Origin of the sequence: Nostoc sp. (genome assembly GCF_036919555.1) — a bacterium.
In the GTDB taxonomy this organism is placed as follows: Bacteria; Cyanobacteriota; Cyanobacteriia; order Cyanobacteriales; family Nostocaceae; genus Nostoc.
On record NZ_JBALCS010000104.1, the window covers coordinates 67,148 to 87,000 of the forward strand.

The following is a 19,853-nucleotide window of genomic DNA, read 5'->3' on the forward strand; positions in this document are numbered from 1 at the left end:
ACGCCTACGCAACTAGCTTTTTGCGGGAAGGACGCTTGCGGTCTGATTTTTTCTTCAGTCCCACAGCCTGAGCTTGATCGCTATCTGAACCATATTGCCCGCGCACGACTTCTTTCATTGCTAATACACCATTATGAAATTCCCATTCTGCTAATCGGGCAGCATCAGAAGCAGCACGGTATAAAGCTAGTTTCTCGGTTTCAGTTTGTTGAGAAATCAACATCAACTGATAAACTTCGTGTAACTTAGCATCTGAAGCATCAGCACGAGTCGTGTTGTAGGTGCTGACGGTTTGCAAACCGTGGAATGAGTCAATATCTTGACTAATGATTTGAGGGCGCAAACGGCGTGTTGTATCTTGGATAGTCATAAATGTATTTACTAATATAGGATACATACATTTAATGTACCCATTAAAACTAAAAATCTATCAGTAAGATAAAGTTTTAAATCGGGCAAGTCTAAACAAAAAGTAAGCATTGCCAATGCCTAAGCTTGCATTGGGAATACAGCAACTTGCATTGGGAATACAGCAACTTACATTGTGAATGCCTCAACTTGCATTGTGAATGCCTCAACTTGCATTGTGAATGCCTCAACTTGCATTGTGAATGCCTCAACTTGCATTGTGAATGCCTCTTACGAAGTATGTTTCAAAACATACCTTAGTTAGAGTCCCTGTGCCAGATTGTCGTGATACTATACAGCTCATTCCTGTTGTTACTTGTAGGAGACAATTATGGAGATCAGTAGACGCAGCTTGTTAAAAACTGCTTCTGCTTCGGGATTAGTAGCGGCAGGACTTGTAGTTTCGGAAGGATTTTTGCAGCCGCTTTTAGCCCAAACAGAACCTGTTGATGAAAATACTCAACTGCTAGCCCAAAGTTCACCTACTCCAACTCAACGCGGCGAAATGTTGTATCGCAGTCTTGGACGCACTGGAGAACAAGTATCTGTGATTGGCTTGGGTGGATCTCACATTGGACAAATTAAAGAAGAGCAAGAAAGTATCAAGCTGATCCGCACTGCCATTGATCGCGGCATCAACTTTATGGATAATTCTTGGGACTATCACAACGGCCGTAGTCATCGGTGGATGGGAAATGCTCTTAAAGATGGTTATCGTCAAAAGGTCTTCCTAATGACAAAAATCGACGGTCGCACCAAAGGCGCTGCCAAGATGCAGATTGATGAATCGCTCAAAGATTTGCAGGTCGATCACATCGATTTATTGCAGCATCATGAAATACTGCGCTTTGAAGACCCCGATCGCGTCTTTGCTCCTGGCGGCTCGATGGAGGCAGTCGTCGAGGCGCAGAAAGCGGGCAAAATTCGCTATATCGGTTTTACAGGACACAAGAATCCTCAGATTCACCTTCAGATGCTGGAAACTGCTGCACAAAATGGTTTCCGCTTTGACACTGTGCAGATGCCATTAAATGTGATGGATGCCCATTTTAGAAGTTTTGAACACCTGGTTTTACCTGAGCTAGTGAAAAACAACATTGGTGTACTGGGAATGAAATCCATCGGAGAGTCTTACATTCTTAGAAGCAACACCGTCAGTGCGATCGACTGCCTGCACTACGCCATGAATTTGCCAACCTCAGTTGTAATTACGGGCATTGACAGCATGAGAATTTTAAATCAGGCATTTGAAGCAGTCCGCACCTTTAAGCCAATGGATCAGGCACAAGTTACAGCACTGTTAGCGCGTACCCGTGAGGCCGCGGCTAAAGGGGAGTACGAACGATATAAGACCACAACCCAAAATGACACTACAGCCATGAATCCAGCTTTTATGGGGTAAAAATTAATCCTATTTTTAACCGTTTTTTTATGCAAACAGCGATGTCTACGACGGTCTTCTAATTCGTAATTTCAACTTGTCATCTTCAGCATTACTGATCGTACTCAACTGTGCGATCGCGCTTGTTTTTCATTCTGCAAGATATAGCTTTATTCAAGGAAAACATTGATTATGTTCAACTTCAAAATATTTTCTGGTGGTATAGTGGCGATCAGTTTATCTCTGGCGACTGGTTGCACACCAACTACTCCCCATGACCAGAATACATCTGAAGTTCCACCTGCTGTGCCTGTGCAAACCACTGAGACTCCATCATCAACTGCCTCACCAAGTGCTTCACCAACTGTTTCTGTTTCACCAACTCCATCAGGGCAAAATACCCTCAGTTCTTCAGACAGACTATTTATCACTCTAGCTGCTCAAAATGGTTTAGCAGAAGTCCAACTAGGGCAACTGGCATCACAGCGTGGAACTAAGAATGCAGTAAAACACTTTGGACAGCATATGGTTCACGATCATACCCAGGTGAACAATCAACTCAAACAGTTGGCAAGTCAAAAAGGTGTTACGCTGCCAACTAGTATCGGCAGCAAAAATCAGCAAGTGAAGCAACGCTTATCCAAACTTTATGGTGCTAACTTTGATCGCCAATATCTGAATCAGATGGTTCAAGCTCATGAACAGGATATTGCTGCATTTAAGAGGGAAGCTCAACAGGGACAAGATTCAGACGTGAAAGCATTTGTAACTCAAGCGCTACCAACACTCCAAGAACACCTGCAAGAGGTTCGGTCCATTGTTAATTCTGGAAGTTCAACTAGTACCCCAAGTTCAACTAGTACCCCAAGTTCAACAAGCACCCCAAGTTCAACAAGCACCCCAAGTTCAACAAGCACCCCGTAATCTGATGTCCGGCAAATCACACGTAATTAGTCAATTGCGAGTTAAATGACGCGATCGCAGGGTTTTTGGGATTGATTCCCTACCCCTGCGGCAACGCTAACTACAGTTTTGCGTAAAAGCATTTGCTCAAAGATGTCAATTTGATCGCTCGATTTGCCCAAGATTTCAATTCTCCAACGCCTGCTGCCGCAATTGTCAGGAGTGCTGAGTGCTGTTTCGGTCAGAGAAACCATTAAAACAGCAGTTAATCAAGGATGGGGGCAAGAAAATGCATCGGCATTGATCAAAGCTTTGGAGTTAGAAGCAGGAGTGACCGTTAAATGATAACTGCAAATTACTGAAATTAATTGGTTCTGTTTGTAATTCGTGATTTAATAAATTCGTCATCTTCAGCATTAGCGATCGCACTCAACTGTCCGATCGCGACAATTCTACGTTCTAAGATACAGCTTTATCTCAGGAGAAGATTAATTATGTCCAAGTTCAAAATATTCTCTACTGGTATAGTAGCGATCGCCTTATCTCTGGCGACTGGTTGCACACCAACTACTCAACAAGATCAAAATACATCGGAAACTCCACCTGCTAAGTCTGTGCAAGCAACTGAGAGTCCTGTTAGTCCTGGAACTCCAGACAGTACCCCAACTCCAGACAGTACCCCAACTTCAGACAGTACCCCAACTTCAGACAGTACCCCAACTCCAACCAGTACCCCAATTCCAACCAGTACCCCAACTCCAACCAGTACCCCAACTCCAGACAGTACCCCAACTCCAACCAGTACCCCGTAATCTGATGTCCGGCAAATCACACGTAATTAGTCAATTGCGAGTTAAATGACGCAATCGCAGAGTTTTTGGGATTGATTCCCTACCCTGCGGCAACGCTAAGTACAGTTATGCGTAAAAGCGTAGCGTTTTTAATACAGCCGACGCATTAACGAATAGCACTAAGGGACTGACAAATAAAAAAACATCCCAAATTTTCTTGTGGGACGGGTGAAGACACGCATCCCATGTTGTGGGGTGGGCATCCTGCCTGCCCCACAACATGGATAATTTATTTCTTGTCAGTCCTTAAGAAAAGCCCAAAGGCTTGTGTGGCCTGGTTAAGAGTCTTAAGACTGGGAATGTATTCCGAGAGGGCTGATGCCTCTGGTCAAGAGACAGGAGGCTTTGCCTCCCAGAATGGGTTAAGAGCCTTGAGGCTCTTAAGCAGTCAAGCAGTCAGGGGAAGGGGTTGTATCTTAACTTAGTGCTATTTGACGCATTGGTATTGTATCGGGATGCATTGCCATTGCAAGGGAACGCATTGGTATTGTATCGGGATACATTGCCATTGCAGGGAGACGCATTAACAATGTAGCCGACGCATTGATATTGTATTGGGAGGCATTAGCATTGCATTGGCAGGCATTAACATTGCAACCTATTGCCAAGCTTTGAAACCCCCATTCCCTTGTAAGGAAGGCGGGCTAGGGGGGGTTAGGTTCCTGATGCTTTTGATGTTACCAAAAATACTTGTTCATTCATCCTCTAACAGCAACGGTAACAATGACAGTTATAAGCTGACTTGATATAAATCCAAAATCTCATCATTAAAGAACCACGATGTCTGAATTGTTTAAAGGAAAATTTTCTCGTCGTCAGATTCTGACTACTGCGGGATTAGGAGCCATCTCAGCCACCGCACTTGGTAGTATAGGCGAAGAGGTTGCTGCTCAAGTGCCAACTGGGCAACCAACGCCACGCGGTGGACCCTTGCCGCCTCAAATACAATTTCCCCCCATCTCAGCACAGACGGAAGTGGATACGGGTGGGCCTCCGACTGCATTACCTCCAGAGCGACGCTTGGGATTTGCGATCGTCGGACTTGGCAGACTTTCACTAGAAGAAATCATGCCTGCATTTGCAGAATGTAAACTAGCAAAGCCAACTGCATTAGTTAGTGGCGATGCTGCTAAAGCCAATCAAGTTGCACAGCAGTATGGCATCAAACCGCAGAACGTTTACAACTATCAGAATTACGACAATCTCCGCAACAATCCAGACATTGATGTAATTTATATCGTACTGCCTAACAGTATGCACCGGGAATATACAGTGCGTGGTGCTAAAGCCGGAAAGCATATTCTATGTGAGAAGCCAATGGCAACCACAGTAGAAGATTGTCAGCAAATGATCGACGCGTGCAAAAGCGCGAATCGCAAGCTGATGATTGCTTATCGCTGCCAATATGAGCCGCACCATCGCGCCATGATTGAAATGATCCGCAGCAAAGAATTGGGAACCATCAAGGTGATTCAGGCAGACAACGGCCAAAACCAGGGGGGTGACTTAAACCAGTGGCGATTGAAACGTGCCTTAGCTGGAGGTGGCTGTTTACCGGATGTGGGAATTTATTGCTTGAATGCAACTCGCTATTTGACGGGAGAGGAACCGATCGCAATTAGCGCCCAAATCTTCAGCACTCCTGGCGATCCGCGCTTCCAAGAAGTAGAAGAAAGTGTTACCTTCCAGATGCGGTTTCCCAGTGGGATAGTAGCAATTTGCTCCAGCAGTTACGGCTTTCACGAAGCGCGGCGGTTTCGCGTCTTCGGCTCTGATGCTTGGGGACAAATCGATCCGGCGTTCTCTTACAACGGTTTGCGGATGATGATTTCGCGCAAATCACCAACCAACAGCATGGCAGAAAACGTCAGCGAAGTGCGGATGAGCGAGAAGAACCAGTTCGCCTTAGAAATTGATCACATGGCGGATTGTGTGATTCAGAATAAGCAACCCCATACGCCTGGTGAAGAAGGTTTGCAAGATCAAAAACTGATAGCGTTGATTTACGAAGCCGCACAAATAGGCAAAACGATCGCTCTACCTCATGTGTCAGGATTGGATGTCACTCGTGGCCCCGCTCCCAGAATGCTGAAGTAAATACGTGGATACCGCAGTCATGACAACCTCTGCTTAGAGTCCGCTCCGTAACTCTTTGTTTGGCGATCGATGGCAGCCATTACTTTAAATAGTGCTGGGTTTAGCATTGCACGAGCAGTTGAGCCAGCGATCGCCAGCTTGATTTTGGTAGCAGCAAATGCGGGAGTTGTCTTTTTGATTTTCATCCCTTAGCGTTGGCAGCACAAACCGTGACTCATGTTTGACACTAGCAGCGATGCACAATGGCACAGTAATCACATTGTTTTTATTGGGACTGCTTGCTGAAACTTACAAACTGCTAGAAACGGAAAAATAAGCAATCAAATGAACGAATTACAAGCAATTTTAGAAGGCTTCGAGTCAAGTCAAAAAAGTGGTGAAATCACTTTCCTGGCCACTGTAGTCAAAACTGAAGGTTCAACCTATCGCCGACCGGGTGCTAAAATGTTGATCACAAATACAGGTCGGATGATCGGAACAATCAGCGCTGGTTGCTTGGAGAACGACGTATTTCAGCATACTCAACAACGAATGTCAAGCGGCGAAGCAATTGTTGTTACTTACGATAACACCGCCTCTGAAGATATTCTTTGGGGCTTTGGTTTGGGGTGCAATGGGATAGTACAAGTTCTCATCGAACGTCTGGAGAGAGAAAGTACACCGAATGCGATCGCTTTTACCCAGGAGTGCTTAAATAAAAAACATTTGGGTATTATTGCCACAGTCTTTGCCATTGAAGGCGCAATCAATGTCAAACTGGGGTCGCGCTTGCTGCTATATCCTGATGGTAAAATTATCACTGACATCAAAGAGCAAAATTTAATTCAATCTCTGATTGCAGATGCTCAAGTAGCCTTTGCTAATCAAAAGTCAAGGGTAAACAACTATCATTTACCTTTAGGCAGTGTAGAAGTTTTTATTGAAGCCATCCAACCACCCACGCCTCTAGTAATATTTGGTGCAGGCTATGACGCTGTACCCGTAGCACAGTTTGCTCAAGCATTAGGTTGGGACCTTACTGTAGTCGATTGTCGAGCTAATGAGGCAACGAAAGAGCGATTTCCAATAGCTTGTGATGTCATTCTTAGTTGCCGAGAAGTTATACATAAACAGGTATTTATCGATGACTACACAGTTACTGTAGTGATGACGCATAATTACCTTGACGACCTGGAAATTTTAAAAATGTTGCTGCCATCTTCTGCACGCTACATAGGGGTTCTAGGGCCAAAGCTGCGTACTGAAAGATTCCTTGAAGATTTACGTCTGCAAGGAATAGTTTATAATACTCAACAATTAAAAAGATTGCATGGGCCGATTGGGATTGACATCGGAGCAGATACACCTGAAGGAATAGCGATCGCGATTATTGCCGAAATTCAAGCAGTGCTAACAAACCGCAATGGTAATTTTTTAAGAAATCGCAATCAACCAATTCACCAATCCTATGCAAGCAACTTAAACTTGCTACTTCCCACATAATTTTGAATTTTGAATTGTTAACTGTTATGGTATTTGACACTGAGCAAATAGACAATCAAAAATCAACCATAGCCATTATGATTCTTGCTGCTGGTGCATCGACTCGTATGGGTACACCAAAACAACTATTGCTTTACCAAGGACGTAGCTTTTTGGAATACATTACAGAAATGGCGATCGTTTCAGTTTGTCAACCTGTAGTAGTAGTACTTGGAGCAAATGCAGAACAGATTCATCCCCAAATTAAGCAACTTCCCGTTAGAGTAGTTAAGAATTTTGATTGGGCTTGTGGAATGAGTACTTCAATCAAGAGCGGTATTGAATTGTTAAATAATCTTCCTCAAAAAATAGAAGCAGTAGTTATTACACTTTGCGACCAGCCATTTGTTTCTCACCAAATTATTAATCAACTTGTTAATGCCTATTATTCGACAAAAAAACCGATCATTGCTTGTGAATATGCGAATACATTAGGTGTACCCGCTCTATTTAGTCAGAGATATTTTTCAGAACTTGCGGCTTTGAAAGAAACATCAGGAGCAAAAAAAGTTATTAATAATAACCTGAATGAAGTATTTTTCATTCCGTTTCCACTAGGGGATATCGATATTGATACACCAAAGGATTACGAACAATTGCTATCAATTACCAGAGCAGCTTCTGAAATATAGTAATATCAAGTTGGGATAATTAGTTATGATTCCCACAGTCATTGCACCCCACCCCCAACCCCTCCCCGCTCTTCGGGAGGGGAGACAAAGTGTAGCTTTGGCGGGGTGGGGTTCTTGGGGTTTTATAAGTAATCAAGCGGACATTATATAAGTGGTTATTTTGAGCGCTCAAGCGATCGCTACGAGCTTATTTTTCCTCAATGTATCTTTGCCACATCTGCTCATAAGCCTTTTCCATTTCACGGGTAAACTGTTTGCCATTCCACAATGGTGCTGTTTGCCGCGATGCTTTCAGTTTCAGAGCAACTTGCTGGCGTAAAACTTCATCCTTCCCCAAACGCACACCCCATTCTATATACTCTTCATCAGTCCAGCCAATGCCTTCTGTAATTCCTGCATTCATCATCATGGTGTAGCTGTTACGCGCTGCAAATTGTTCACCAACTCGCGTTACCAAAGGTATACCCATCCACAATGTTTCTAAAGTTGTTGTCGCTCCGTTGTAGGGAAATGTATCTAATACAATATCAGCAATGCCTAAATTAGCACGATGAACTGACTCTAAATGAACTTGTGGTAAAAATCGTAACCGCGAACAATCTACACCTTCTTCTTCGGCAATTTGGTAAAAGAAGCGTTTAATTGTTTCCTCCTCAGCAGGCCCCTTAATCAAAAAATAGCTGTTAGGTACTTGTTTGATAATTTGCATTTGCCACTTTATGGTTTCTGGATGGCGTTTATATCCTCTTTGGGCGCTGAGATATACAACGGCATCCATAGGAATATCCAAGCCATCGCGGCGGAGAGTTGGTACACCAACTTCAAAACCATCTACTGCTATATAAGTTTGAGGTAATCGCCAGATTTTCTCTGTATAGTAATTTTGTGCATCATCTGGCAGTACATAAGGATCTGCGATAAAGTAATCAATTGCAGGTATACCTGATGCATCCCACCCCAGCCAAGTAACTTGAATTGGGGCTGGCTTTAGTGCCATCACTTCACTGGTAATATCCAGAGTGATGCTATCGAGGTCAATTAAAATATCAATTTCATCTTGATATATCTGGTCAGCAATTTCCCAGCCATTCATACCTAATTTATGAGCATTTCCTGCCTTTTCTACATACCAATCCCCCAAGAAATCATCTACTAATTTATAGTTGACAAAATAGGTATGAATATCAAATTTCTCTCGACCATGATGCTCAAATAACCAGCGAGCTAGCCAACCAACAGAATGATTCCTTAAAGCGTAAGATATATAACCAATTTTTAATTTCTTGGGATGATGTGTTAAGGATTGATGATTAATAATTTGACGAGTATAGTTTTTTCCTTGTAATTGGGCAAGAGCTTGAATATAATTATTAAAAATCTCAGCTACCTGATTATGAATAGCTCGAAATTCCGCAGGAGCATCTTTAATGTGAGGTATCGCAAAAGATGGCGTAAGTAACCGTAATATTCTTGCTTCTTCTAAAGGAATTCGTTGAGCTTTAATAAACTGTTGAAACACAGTTTCCAATTCTTGACAAGTTGTGCATATCTCTTGCCAATATCCTCCTGCTGACATTAGACCTCTTAACAGCAAATGGAGTGCAAAAATTTTATCAGCCAAGCTTTCTGATAAGGAATAACACAACCTAGCTGTCTCTATGCCGTGAGAATAATTACGAGCATCTTGATAAAAAATCGCTAAGTGCCGCAAAATTTCTACATTATCTGGCTCCAATCTTAAATACAATTCTAGCAGAGATGCTGCTAGTAAAGGCTGCCGCAAAGTATGACTAATTTCCATAGCAGCAGGAAGCAGTATAGAGAAGCATTGATGAGTTTCAGAGAAATAAGGAAGACTAGCTTCTATTAAATTTAGATTGATTGGATGTAAGGGAACAGTATTTAAAAATTCTTTTAAAACTTGGATCAATAATTCGGGATTTATTTCTATATTTTCTTTTACATTTAAGCTTTCAATTAATCCCCAGTCATTCAAATTATCAATTTCTTCAAACTTTTGTAATTTTATAGAAAGTATAAGGATCTGAAGCAAATTATTTATATAACTAGGATTAATTTCCCGTATATGCTGGCGAATTAACCAAGCTAGAGAATATTCCGCCAGTGTTTCACGCCTTTCAGCTTCTATTTGCAAAACCTGAAATAGTTCATTTGTCCAAATTTGTAACTGTTCTTCATCTGCTTCTGTCATTGGCAGCATCCAAGTCATTTGAGCTTCTGCTTCTTGCCCTTGCAATAGCAATATTAATCCTAAATGCCAGTAATAAGGGATAGTATTTGGTTCTATCGCTATTGCTTGCTCGTATAACTTAGCTGCTTGTAAATAGTTCCCTTGAATGAAGTATTGTTCAGCTTGAACTTGCCAATTATATATATCAGTAACCATTTTAATTATCATAGAAAAAGGTATGAGAAACACCAATTGTGAATAAATCACAAAATTGAAATAAAGTGGATATAAAAAAATCTACACACTTGGGAAAATACGTAATTTAGCTTAATAAAAGCCGTCGTGACAAGTTAACTTTTATCTCAAGTGCTGTAGATGAGTAATATTTTGCTTATTAACTCACATATCTACTTAGCCAAAGTGGTGTAGCCGGTGGGACAAACAAGTGCTCCAGCGGTGTAAGCAAATTGAGAGGTAGTGGCACTTGCATTTACACCACCGTTAACCATAGCGGCGTTAGCTTCACACAACAAAGCTATAGTAGTAATTTCACTGGTAGCAGCTTGGGTTGTCACCTCTACACCACCAACATAGCTTTTGAGAGGCGCAGTGCTTAGATTTACTATTCCTTGGTTGGTTACTACACTATTGCCCGACAGCGTAACAACCTGGTATTTGTAATTTGCGGTTTGTGTTGCAATACCAAGACCTAAAGCGCCAATTGAAGCTGTAAATGAATTATTTTCTAAGTAATAAGCTTGTTGAGCACGGTTCATCGAACCTGTATAAGTTTTAGCTTCTGACTGCTTGGCTTTGTTAGCTTGGTTCAAGAAAGAAGGCAGTGCGATCGCAGACAAAATACCGATGATGATAATTACTACTAGTAATTCAATGAGTGTAAAACCCTCATCTCCTTTCTTATTGGCGAGGATGTGCTGGAGAAATTTGGCTTTTAGTTCGGTTTTCACAAGTGTTTTTGCGGAGGTCAGAAAATGCTTGGGTGTTATAAATGTAACTTACCCACTCCCATTTGCTTTGATATCAGCCCACCCCGAAAAAATTTTGACCATATTTATAGCCTTGGCGAATGGAATTCGCTTGTGAATAAATCACAAAATTGAAATAAAGTGGATAGAAGCATCTACCCACTTGCAAAAATATCTAGTTGAGAGACAGTTTATATACTGTTTGTCTTTGGTTGGTTACTTAGCCAAAGTGGTGTAGCCGGTGGGACAAACAGGTGCTCCAGCGGTGTAAGCAAATTGAGAGCCAGCGGCACCTGCATTTACACCACCGTTAACCATGGCAGCACTAGCTTCACACAAAATAGCTATCGTAGTAGCTTCACTGGTAGCAGCTTGGTTTGTCACCTCTACACCACCAACATAGCTTTTGAGAGGCGCAGTGGTTAGATTTACTATTGCCTGGTTGGTTACTACACTATTGCCCGACAGCGTGACAGCCACGTATTGGTAATTTACGGTTTGTGTTGCAATACCAAGACCTAAAGAACCAATTGAAGCTGTAAATGAATTATTTTCTAAGTAATAAGCTTGTTGCGCGCGGTTCATTGAACCTGTATAAGTTTTAGCTTCTGACTGCTTGGCTTTGTTGGCTTGGTTCAAGAAAGAAGGTAGTGCGATCGCAGATAAAATACCGATGATGATAATTACTACTAGTAATTCAATGAGTGTAAAACCTTCGTTTTCTTTCTTTTTGTTGAGGATGTGTTGAAGAAATTTGGCTTTTAGTTCGGTTTTCATAAGTGTTTTCCGTGGTGTTGGAAGTGCTTCTGTGTTCTAGATATAACTTACCCAACTGCGATCGCTTTCCTATCACCTTCAGAAAAAAAGTTTGGCGAGATGCGGTTACGCAATCCAAAATCCTTGCATTCAAAAGCCCCTAATGTACACCAGGGGCTTGATTCCCAATTTTGTTTGCGAGAGTGGCTTACTCAAATTCAGGTGGCCACAGTTCTGATACCGCCAGTTCCCAACCCGGTAACAAGTCCGGTAATATAAGTGTGTCTCCATTTTGCAACACCACTGGAGCTTGGTTTAATCGGTAAACCATCACTGTCAATTTATTAGGGTCAATAAGTAAGCCTACTACAGAGCCAAGCTGCAAAAATAGCTGAATTTTCTCTTCAAGCGGTTTAATTCTGTCGCTTTTAGATTTAATCTCAACCATTAGGTCTGGAACTAACTCTACAAAGTCGCGCTTGGTTTTCTTCAATCGATCAGCGCGAACAAAAGACACATTAGGGACACGCAAATTTCTTTTTTCCGAGTCGCCATCTTCTATACTCCGTATGATAAAGCCAGCGCTAGAACCAGTTATACGTCATAGTCTGCGCGACATGACCCAGTTATTCAAGAAGGTAATGAGACGAGCGCCAATTTCGTGTGACTCGTAATCTGATGGCCTCATAACTATGATTTTCCCCTCTACCAGCTCCATCTGCCATTCTGGATGCTCAGTTTGTGGCTGCTCTAAGTCTGTAATGGTGAAAGACATAATATTACAGAAAATACTTCTATAGATATCATAAGTACCGCACTCTAAAAGGTTGTTTTAAAAGTGGTTGGCTGTGATTTTAGGCACTTATTGATCGCACCTAGCTCCCCTTAAAAAGGCTACCGTGTACACACAAGTCTGTCTTGATGCAATTTACGGTTTATCGAATAGCCTAAAGAAACCTCACCCTGGTTCTGCTACGCAAAACCTGTCCCTCTCGTTACTAAGGAGAGGGATGTTTGTCAGGACAGGGTGAGGTTTTGTTTTAGCTAATTCGATGACTTGTGTGTACACCGTAGCTTAAAAAGAGGGGAACCGGAATCAAAGTCCTCCTTTTTAAGGGGGATTTAGGAGGATCTAGAACGTTTTGCTACCGATAATAGGACTTTTAAAACATACTCTACGAAAGCTACAATATATTGTATTCAAATAAAAGCGACTGTATAGTTTGCCATGAGTAGCATCAATGAAAATAGATGTAATTTTTTATTAACTTATCAATGAACTACCACAGATATTTTTTGAACTTATTGACAAACCTGATACTAATCCCAATATTTATACATTTATCGCACCGGAAATAAAACAACAATCATTTCGTTTAGACGGTTTATTTTCTACTGTCAAGGGATTTGAAAATGAACCTTTATACTTTGTAGAATTGCAAACCTACAAAGATGAGGAATTTTACGAACGACTTTTTGGGGAAATTTTTGTTTACTTCCGTCAATATAAACCCGCAAACTCAGACTGGTATGCAATTGTTATCTACGACAAACGCATTCATGAAACCCCACCTCACCCCCGCTATCAGGTTTTAGTAGAACAACATCTACGCTGTATTTATCTGAATGAACTTTCTAGTAGTACTGAAGATTCCTTGGGGATAGGAATTGCCAAACTATTTGTAGAAGCACTTACAAAAGCTACTTCCTTAGCCCAACAGCTAATCAATCAGGCACGAGAAGACTTTCCCGATGAAAATCTTCAAAAGAAAGTGATGCATTTATCCAAGCCATTATATTTTATAAGTTTCCCAATCTTGCTTTAGAGGAAATTGAAGCCATGCTCGATTTAGATGAATTCGTAAATACTCGATTGTACAAGAGCATCTTGGAAAAAAGTAGATTGAAATTAGCCCCAAAACTTAGTGATAAAGGTATGAGTATTCAAGAAATAGCAGAATTGCTAGAAATAGATGTTGAAGTTATCAGGAAATATCTGCAAGAACAGTCTTAACGGTCAGAGGATGTTTTAAAAGTATTATTGCTAACACCAAAAGCTCAGAAACCTAACCCCCCTAGCCCCCCTTCCCTATGAGGGAATGGGGGTTTCAAAGCCTCTCTCCGCTTCGGGGAGAGGAATGGAAGCGGGGTTTCTTAGCCCGCCTCAGAATGAATTCTGAGTCTAATAGCGAAAGTCCTCTGAAGACGACTGAGACAAGGTTATAGTCCAATACGCTTAGGTTAAGAAGAATAGTAGGTTGGGTTGAGCGTAAGCGTTACCCAACAAAGCCTTGATAATGTTGGGTTTCGTTCCTCAACCCAACCTACGCCAGTTTTAGTTTTTAGCCTTAACCCAAGCGTATTGGGTTATAGTCCGTTTTAACGGACTTTAGCTATTAGCCCGGAACTTTAGTTCTGGGCGGTTTATGTTTAGAACGAAATAGCCCTGCTTAACGGTTAAGAGGATATTTGATAAATGTTGAGCGCATAATAACCGTAGGCTTTTTGCGATCGCCTACCATCTGACGTAGCCAATCACAGTTTATTATGCTATATTAAGCGTAGTCGTTATGAGTTTATTTATTGCCATGACTAACCCCACAGTAGAAAACTTAGTAATTATCGGTTCTGGGCCAGCAGGGTACACAGCCGCCATTTATGCCGGACGCGCTAACCTGAAACCCGTTGTATTTGAAGGTTTCCAAGCCGGGGGATTGCCTGGTGGTCAACTAATGACAACAACGGAAGTCGAGAACTTTCCTGGGTTTCCCCAAGGAATTACCGGGCCGGAACTGATGGATCAGATGAAGGCGCAGGCGGAGCGCTGGGGGGCTGAACTATATACTGAAGATGTTATCTCAGTTGATTTGAGTCAGCGTCCCTTTATAGTGCGATCGCAAGAAAGGGAAATTAAAACCAACAGCATCGTCATTGCTACTGGTGCAACAGCAAAGCGTTTGGGTTTACCCAGCGAACATGAATTTTGGAGTCGGGGAATCTCTGCTTGTGCGATTTGCGATGGTGCTACACCAATTTTTCACGGTGCAGAATTGGCTGTGATTGGTGCTGGCGACTCGGCGGCGGAAGAGTCAATTTACCTCACTAAATACGGCTCTAAGGTGAATATGTTGGTACGCACTGATAAGATGCGGGCTTCTAAAGCCATGCAAGACCGGGTTTTGAGCAACCCAAAAATCCAGGTGCATTGGAATACAGAGGCTGTGGATATCTTCGGTAATGGTCGCATGGAAGGGGTGAAAGTCCGCAATACCAAAACTGGTGAAGAGAGCCAACTGCACGCTAAGGGTTTATTCTACGCCGTTGGTCACAGTCCCAATACGTCTCTATTTAAGGGGCAATTAGAACTAGATGAGGTGGGTTACGTTGTCACCAAGCACGGTACTGTAGAAACCAGTGTAGAGGGCGTTTTTGCTGCTGGCGACGTGCAAGATCATGAGTTTCGGCAAGCAATTACGGCTGCGGGTACTGGCTGTATGGCGGCGATGTTAGCAGAACGTTGGTTGTCGTCTACTGGCTTAATTCAAGAATTCCATCAACAGGCAGAAACAGCAGATAATGAATTAGAACATCAGCCAGCCAAAAAGACTGAAGCCGAGGAAGAAGCTGGATTTAATTTGAATGGGACCCGCCATCAGGGAGGTTATGCTTTACGAAAATTGTTCCATGAAAGCGATCGCTTACTCCTTGTTAAATACGTCTCTCCTGGTTGCGGCCCTTGTCATACCCTAAAGCCAATTTTAAATAAAGTGGTGGATGAATTTGACAGCAAAATTCACTTTGTGGAAATTGACATCGACAAAGACCGAGATATTGCTGAAAATGCTGGTGTGACAGGAACGCCAACAGTTCAATTGTTCAAAAATAAGGAACTGGTGAAGGAAGTTAAAGGTGTGAAGCAAAAGAGCGAATACCGTCAGTTGATTGAAAGCAGTTTGTAAGGAAGAGTTTCTGCTTTCGCTTGGGCGATCGCCTGTTGATTATCTGTTGCTAAAGCAATTCGAGTATTAATTCTAGGCAAAAGAGTTTTCCATTGTGCATCACTCATCTTGCCTAGCAGAGAAATTTCTGGACCCTCAGTTATATCTACATCACCCTCCATGAGCAAATTCATGGTCAAAGACGATAAAAGCATATCGGCTTCTTCCTCAGAAACGTTGTGAGTATCTATCAGGAGAGTTATGTGACTTTTATCTGGGTGAGTAGTGAGAGTAGAAATGACACTTGCTAAATCTTGATAGAGTAGGTCTTCTGGCTGTGACCAGTCTGGGAAAATAATTAGGTTAATATCTCCTAAGCGGAAATTTTGACTCAGAGTATCTGCAAGATATTTATTAAATAGTTCCTGGAAAAGACTACCTATTTTAGCTGAGTAAGAGCGGCTATCTAGAAAACTAGGATTACCTTGCATTTTTTCTTTGATTTGGGCGCTCTTTTGTTGACGTAATTCAGGATCAATTCCAAGTGCGATCGCTAACTGTATATAAGACTCTTCACTATCCGCAACTAAATCAGATACATCTAGTGCTTGCACTATTGCAGCCCCCATTGCAGAGCGAAAGCTAGTTCCCCGTCTAGCAATTACTGGTAAATTAACCTGTAGTGGCTCTATCAGAGAAGTTGTTCCCGCAAATGGATAAGAATCGAGATAGACATCCGCAATACCGAAGTATACTTTAACTTCTTGTCGATTTGGTACGGGTTGAGGATCTAAGACTATCAATCGTTCTGCTGGTATTCCATGCTTTGAAAACACTTGATTCAAGTAATTCACAAAAGCTTTTTTAGGATAAGCATTTGACCAATTTGGGCCAAATGGCAGAAGCACTAAAACGGAGTTGGGAACTGCAAAAATAATTTTTGCCCACGTATCAATCAGTTCAGGGATAACTTTGAAGTAGTTAGCACCAGAGATAAAAATAACTGTTTCTTCAGAGATACCCAAACTTTCTCGATCAACTTTGACAGTTGCATTTTCTTGTTCATTACCATAGCTAAAGCAATGAGCAGTTCCTTCAAGTTTCACCAACTTTTCTTGATATTGCTCTTCTGCCGTAACCAACGGATCGGTTAGTGTACCAGAGATGTAATAATCAATATGCCGCATTCCGGTAGTAACAACAGATCCGCCACTTGTGACTTGTATTCTAGCTAACCGATGCATTGATAAGAGGCAGATTTGATTTGTTACTGCCGTCACATTAGTAGCAATGAATAATATATCGAGATCATCAGCCCGAATAATATTTACCTGTTCTGCTAAATCTTGTGGTAGTAGTTTAAAGGAGTTTGCACAGCTTTGGCAATATTGCTCTAGTTGATAACCAGTTTGATTAAGAGAGTACAAGATTACTTCAAAATCTCTACTGATATACTCATAAACAGGAAGGTAAGCAAATGTTTCAGATCCAGGTAAAAAATATGCCGCCAGGGCACCCAACCTTATTTTTTTTCTGGTAGTAGGTTTATCAGCAAACTCGTAATCTACCTCATAGCCCTTAAGCTTTAGTAAAAACTCTATTATCTCTCCACGTTTAGCATAGATATCTTTAAGATTATGCTCATTAAAATATAGGGGAATAAAATTAGCAACGGGAGCAAAGTTATTAATTATTTCATGCCACAAGGAAGAATCAGGATTTTTAAGTATCGATGTGTGTAGGTAATCAATCCACCCCTGCATATAGTAATAGTAGTTATCTGCATCACCCAGTTGTTGAAAGTTGATTGGGGAAGAGAATAGGAATTGTAAATAGTCCTTAAGTAACCAACGAGGTATGCGAGAGAGATCATACTGTAATGGTAACTGGTCAGCACGGCGATACAGCATAGCTGCTAGTAAATACTGAATTGCTTTTGGCTGCTCAAAACCTTGAGATATATTTTTAACTATATCATTAGCGAAAATTCCTTCTTCATCAGTCAGACTTTCATATTTGATGCTACTATTCAGTAACATCTGATGTGTTTTACCTAGCAGACCCATGTACCTGTCTTTTATCTGTTCATCTGAAATATTTAGCCATTCTTCTGCTATTTGTTTTCGTAACTGACACAATTCAGTACTCTGATCACTCAAAGCTGCATATCTATAAAGAGCTTGTTGTCTCGTTGCTTGAGGATATCGCGGATCATTGTAAATTGTCTGAAAAAGTTTTTGGTAATCTAATAAGATAGCGTCCTTTAAAGCAACATTTCGACGAGTTTGTTGTTGTGAATGTATCCTAAAGTGAGATAAAACTTTGTCAACAAAACCAATTTTGTATTGGCTCATAATTCTAAGCCACATTTCCAAATCTACAAGTTGACAAAATTCAGAATTAAATAATCCTACTTTTTCAAATACGTCTTTTCTAATGAGGACTGTACTTGGTTCACCAATTTTATTAATTGGATTGTCAAGTATATTTGGATCTAACAAAAGTTGCTGTCCTAATTGAATCAGCTTTAATGTTGACCAAGCTTTGTGTACATCCTTGGCTTCGTGATGCATTAAAAAGTTTGAATCATAGTTACTATCGCCAGTATTGCTGAAAATTGTTCTAGGTGAAAAAATCAAACCTATCTGTTCATCTTGTTCAGCGAGATTGACCATTTCTTCAATAGCAGTTGGCTCTAACACATCATCTTGAAATAAAAATTTTATATATTTTCCTTTAGCTTGAGAAATACAAAAATTCCAATTATGAGCTAGTCCATACTGACTATGTTCGACAATTGAGAAATCAAAGGATGTTTTTTGTTTTAATGATTTAGCAATCTCAACTGTTCTGTCACTAGAATTATCATCAGATAAGATTATTTCTATATTAGAATAGGTCTGCCATAAGGCACTGGCAATTGCTTCTTTAACAAAATTTTCACCATTATAAGTAGGAATACAAATAGTAACTAGAGGTTGAGAGTGTTTAATCGATGTTATTTTATAAGTTACAATATCAGATAATTGAACCTGCTCTTTTTGATAATTTTTATCTTCTTTGTTTTCATCTACTTTAACTTCGAGTAAACCTTGCCTAAATAAAGATTTGAAGTGAGCTATTTCTACATCCTTAACTGAGATATTATATCTTAGTTGCTGTAATAAGACAAAATTAGTAGCATCTAAATCCTTAGTTAATTTATATAATTCAGTTAAGCCAAAATTATATTTTTGCTTGGCGGTATCTAGTATATCCTCATTTTGCAGTAATTCAAACAGTTTTTCTGCTCCGATACATTGGATGAAATGTAGATTATGTAACAGATAGAGAAAAGCTTTTTCTAATTTGTATTCGATTTCACTGCTAAAGTCTGGTTTTTTGATTTGATTGGCAAATGCATCTTTGAATATTTCAATAGGAACATCATTAAATATATTTTTAGATATTTGACAAAGTTCAAAATTTGAACGAGCTTGATTAGACACACTACTGAGGTTAGCATTAGTGGCTCGAATTCTATACTTAATAAGCTTCTCATTTAAAATAAATAATTCATGTTGTTTCAAGAGTTTAAGCCACATCTCAAAATCTTGTAGTTGAATAGTAGCTAAGTTAAATAGTCCAGCATCTAAAAGTAGTTCTCTACAGATAAAACCAGTTACAGCATTAATATAGTTTCCATTAAAAAAGAAATATCTTAGTATTTCAGTACTTGTTCTATTAGGATGATTAAATAAGCTTTTTACGAAATGACCATCAGTAATGATGTGGCTATTTTCATCGATAAAATTTACCCATGAAAAAACAACTTTCTTGTGAGATGTAGCTAAATAATTATATTGTGTTTCTAGTCTATGAGGATAACAAATATCATCTCCAGACATAAAAGCAACATACTTACCTCTAGAATCTAATATAGCTCGATTGATTGCACTACTTGTACCTTGATTCTCTTGATAAATATAAGTTATACGCTCATCTCTAAATTTTCTTATAATTCCATCAGTCTTATCATTAGAACCATCATTAACAATAATTAATTCAAAATTTTTATATGTTTGATCGAGAACACTTTCTATGGCTTCACCTATATATTTTTCATGGTTATAGGTAGTCATAGTTACGCTAATTAAAGGATTAGATAATGTCATATTTGAATACCTGTAATAAAATTAAAACAACTTTG

16 protein-coding genes and 1 pseudogene are annotated in these 19,853 nt (G+C 40.4%); 10 read left to right on the forward strand and 7 right to left on the reverse strand.

Annotation, left to right across the window (positions count from 1 at the left end; genetic code table 11):
• Positions 1-4: 4 nt before the first annotated feature.
• Positions 5-370: a hypothetical protein gene (locus V7K36_RS29235; RefSeq protein ID WP_335121157.1), complete on the reverse strand. Its 366-nt coding sequence runs from the start codon at positions 368-370 to the stop codon at positions 5-7.
• Between the two features lie 369 nt (positions 371-739).
• On the opposite strand from V7K36_RS29235, the gene V7K36_RS29240 reads away from it, so the two are divergent.
• The 5 genes from V7K36_RS29240 to V7K36_RS29260 all read left to right on the forward strand — a co-directional run bounded on the left by V7K36_RS29240 (position 740) and on the right by V7K36_RS29260 (position 5,640).
• Positions 740-1,810 (forward strand): aldo/keto reductase, encoded by a 1,071-nt coding sequence (locus V7K36_RS29240; protein ID WP_335121158.1) that lies wholly within the window; start codon positions 740-742, stop codon positions 1,808-1,810.
• A gap of 171 nt (positions 1,811-1,981) precedes the next feature.
• The gene (locus V7K36_RS29245; RefSeq protein WP_335121159.1) at positions 1,982-2,713 is read left to right on the forward strand and encodes a DUF4142 domain-containing protein; all 732 of its coding nucleotides are present in this window, start codon (positions 1,982-1,984) and stop codon (positions 2,711-2,713) included.
• A gap of 153 nt (positions 2,714-2,866) precedes the next feature.
• Positions 2,867-3,037 (forward strand): hypothetical protein, encoded by a 171-nt coding sequence (locus V7K36_RS29250; RefSeq protein WP_335121160.1) that lies wholly within the window; start codon positions 2,867-2,869, stop codon positions 3,035-3,037.
• A gap of 149 nt (positions 3,038-3,186) precedes the next feature.
• Positions 3,187-3,504 carry a hypothetical protein gene (locus V7K36_RS29255; RefSeq protein WP_335121161.1) on the forward strand — a complete coding sequence of 106 codons (318 nt, stop codon included), beginning with the start codon at positions 3,187-3,189 and terminating at the stop codon, positions 3,502-3,504.
• A gap of 819 nt (positions 3,505-4,323) precedes the next feature.
• On the forward strand, positions 4,324-5,640 hold the full coding sequence (locus V7K36_RS29260) for a Gfo/Idh/MocA family protein (RefSeq protein ID WP_335121162.1): 1,317 nt from the start codon (positions 4,324-4,326) through the stop codon (positions 5,638-5,640).
• Positions 5,641-5,657: 17 nt separating this feature from the next.
• On the opposite strand, the gene V7K36_RS29265 is transcribed toward V7K36_RS29260, so the two are convergent.
• Positions 5,658-5,825, reverse strand: a complete 168-nt coding sequence (locus V7K36_RS29265) for a hypothetical protein (RefSeq protein WP_335121163.1) — start codon at positions 5,823-5,825, stop codon at positions 5,658-5,660.
• A gap of 139 nt (positions 5,826-5,964) precedes the next feature.
• Between V7K36_RS29265 and V7K36_RS29270 the strand changes: the two genes are divergently transcribed.
• Together V7K36_RS29270 and V7K36_RS29275 are read left to right on the forward strand one after the other, a co-directional pair.
• Positions 5,965-7,122 carry an XdhC family protein gene (locus V7K36_RS29270; RefSeq protein WP_335121164.1) on the forward strand — a complete coding sequence of 386 codons (1,158 nt, stop codon included), beginning with the start codon at positions 5,965-5,967 and terminating at the stop codon, positions 7,120-7,122.
• 2 nt (positions 7,123-7,124) lie between these two features.
• On the forward strand, positions 7,125-7,793 hold the full coding sequence (locus V7K36_RS29275) for a nucleotidyltransferase family protein (RefSeq protein ID WP_335121165.1): 669 nt from the start codon (positions 7,125-7,127) through the stop codon (positions 7,791-7,793).
• A gap of 187 nt (positions 7,794-7,980) precedes the next feature.
• Here the strand turns inward: V7K36_RS29275 and V7K36_RS29280 are convergent, their stop codons facing one another.
• From V7K36_RS29280 to V7K36_RS29295, 4 genes and pseudogenes are all read right to left on the reverse strand, one after another.
• On the reverse strand, positions 7,981-10,200 hold the full coding sequence (locus V7K36_RS29280) for an O-linked N-acetylglucosamine transferase, SPINDLY family protein (RefSeq protein ID WP_335121166.1): 2,220 nt from the start codon (positions 10,198-10,200) through the stop codon (positions 7,981-7,983).
• A gap of 191 nt (positions 10,201-10,391) precedes the next feature.
• A complete protein-coding gene (locus V7K36_RS29285; RefSeq protein ID WP_335121167.1) occupies positions 10,392-10,952 on the reverse strand; it encodes a type IV pilin-like G/H family protein in 561 nt (186 codons plus the stop codon).
• A 234-nt stretch (positions 10,953-11,186) separates the two neighbouring features.
• The gene (locus tag V7K36_RS29290; protein WP_335121168.1) at positions 11,187-11,747 is read right to left on the reverse strand and encodes a type IV pilin-like G/H family protein; all 561 of its coding nucleotides are present in this window, start codon (positions 11,745-11,747) and stop codon (positions 11,187-11,189) included.
• A 187-nt stretch (positions 11,748-11,934) separates the two neighbouring features.
• Positions 11,935-12,501 (reverse strand): annotated as a pseudogene (locus tag V7K36_RS29295) (Uma2 family endonuclease).
• 556 nt (positions 12,502-13,057) lie between these two features.
• Here V7K36_RS29295 and V7K36_RS29300 point away from each other — a divergent pair.
• The 3 genes from V7K36_RS29300 (at position 13,058) to trxB (ending at position 15,685) form a co-directional block, all read left to right on the forward strand.
• Positions 13,058-13,552, forward strand: coding sequence for an Rpn family recombination-promoting nuclease/putative transposase (locus V7K36_RS29300; protein ID WP_442948529.1), 495 nt, complete (start codon positions 13,058-13,060; stop codon positions 13,550-13,552).
• Positions 13,553-13,566: 14 nt separating this feature from the next.
• Complete coding sequence (locus V7K36_RS29305) at positions 13,567-13,740, forward strand: hypothetical protein (RefSeq protein WP_335121169.1); 174 nt, start codon at positions 13,567-13,569, stop codon at positions 13,738-13,740.
• A gap of 574 nt (positions 13,741-14,314) precedes the next feature.
• The gene (gene trxB, locus V7K36_RS29310; protein WP_335121249.1) at positions 14,315-15,685 is read left to right on the forward strand and encodes a thioredoxin-disulfide reductase; all 1,371 of its coding nucleotides are present in this window, start codon (positions 14,315-14,317) and stop codon (positions 15,683-15,685) included.
• Here trxB and V7K36_RS29315 read toward each other — a convergent pair.
• Positions 15,661-19,818, reverse strand: a complete 4,158-nt coding sequence (locus V7K36_RS29315; protein ID WP_335121170.1) for a glycosyltransferase — start codon at positions 19,816-19,818, stop codon at positions 15,661-15,663. The genes trxB and V7K36_RS29315 overlap by 25 nt on opposite strands.
• Positions 19,819-19,853 lie beyond the last annotated feature (35 nt).

Bases quoted from the DNA above. Each gene is read 5' to 3' on its own strand.
- V7K36_RS29235 (WP_335121157.1), bottom strand. From the start codon at position 370: ATGACTATCCAAGATACAACACGCCGTTTGCGCCCTCAAATCATTAGT.
- V7K36_RS29240 (WP_335121158.1), top strand. From the start codon at position 740: ATGGAGATCAGTAGACGCAGCTTGTTAAAAACTGCTTCTGCTTCGGGA.
- V7K36_RS29245 (WP_335121159.1), top strand. From the start codon at position 1,982: ATGTTCAACTTCAAAATATTTTCTGGTGGTATAGTGGCGATCAGTTTA.
- V7K36_RS29255 (WP_335121161.1), top strand. From the start codon at position 3,187: ATGTCCAAGTTCAAAATATTCTCTACTGGTATAGTAGCGATCGCCTTA.
- V7K36_RS29260 (WP_335121162.1), top strand. From the start codon at position 4,324: ATGTCTGAATTGTTTAAAGGAAAATTTTCTCGTCGTCAGATTCTGACT.
- V7K36_RS29265 (WP_335121163.1), bottom strand. From the start codon at position 5,825: ATGAAAATCAAAAAGACAACTCCCGCATTTGCTGCTACCAAAATCAAG.
- V7K36_RS29270 (WP_335121164.1), top strand. From the start codon at position 5,965: ATGAACGAATTACAAGCAATTTTAGAAGGCTTCGAGTCAAGTCAAAAA.
- V7K36_RS29280 (WP_335121166.1), bottom strand. From the start codon at position 10,200: ATGGTTACTGATATATATAATTGGCAAGTTCAAGCTGAACAATACTTC.
- V7K36_RS29290 (WP_335121168.1), bottom strand. From the start codon at position 11,747: ATGAAAACCGAACTAAAAGCCAAATTTCTTCAACACATCCTCAACAAA.
- V7K36_RS29305 (WP_335121169.1), top strand. From the start codon at position 13,567: ATGCTCGATTTAGATGAATTCGTAAATACTCGATTGTACAAGAGCATC.
- trxB (WP_335121249.1), top strand. From the start codon at position 14,315: ATGACTAACCCCACAGTAGAAAACTTAGTAATTATCGGTTCTGGGCCA.
- V7K36_RS29315 (WP_335121170.1), bottom strand. From the start codon at position 19,818: ATGACATTATCTAATCCTTTAATTAGCGTAACTATGACTACCTATAAC.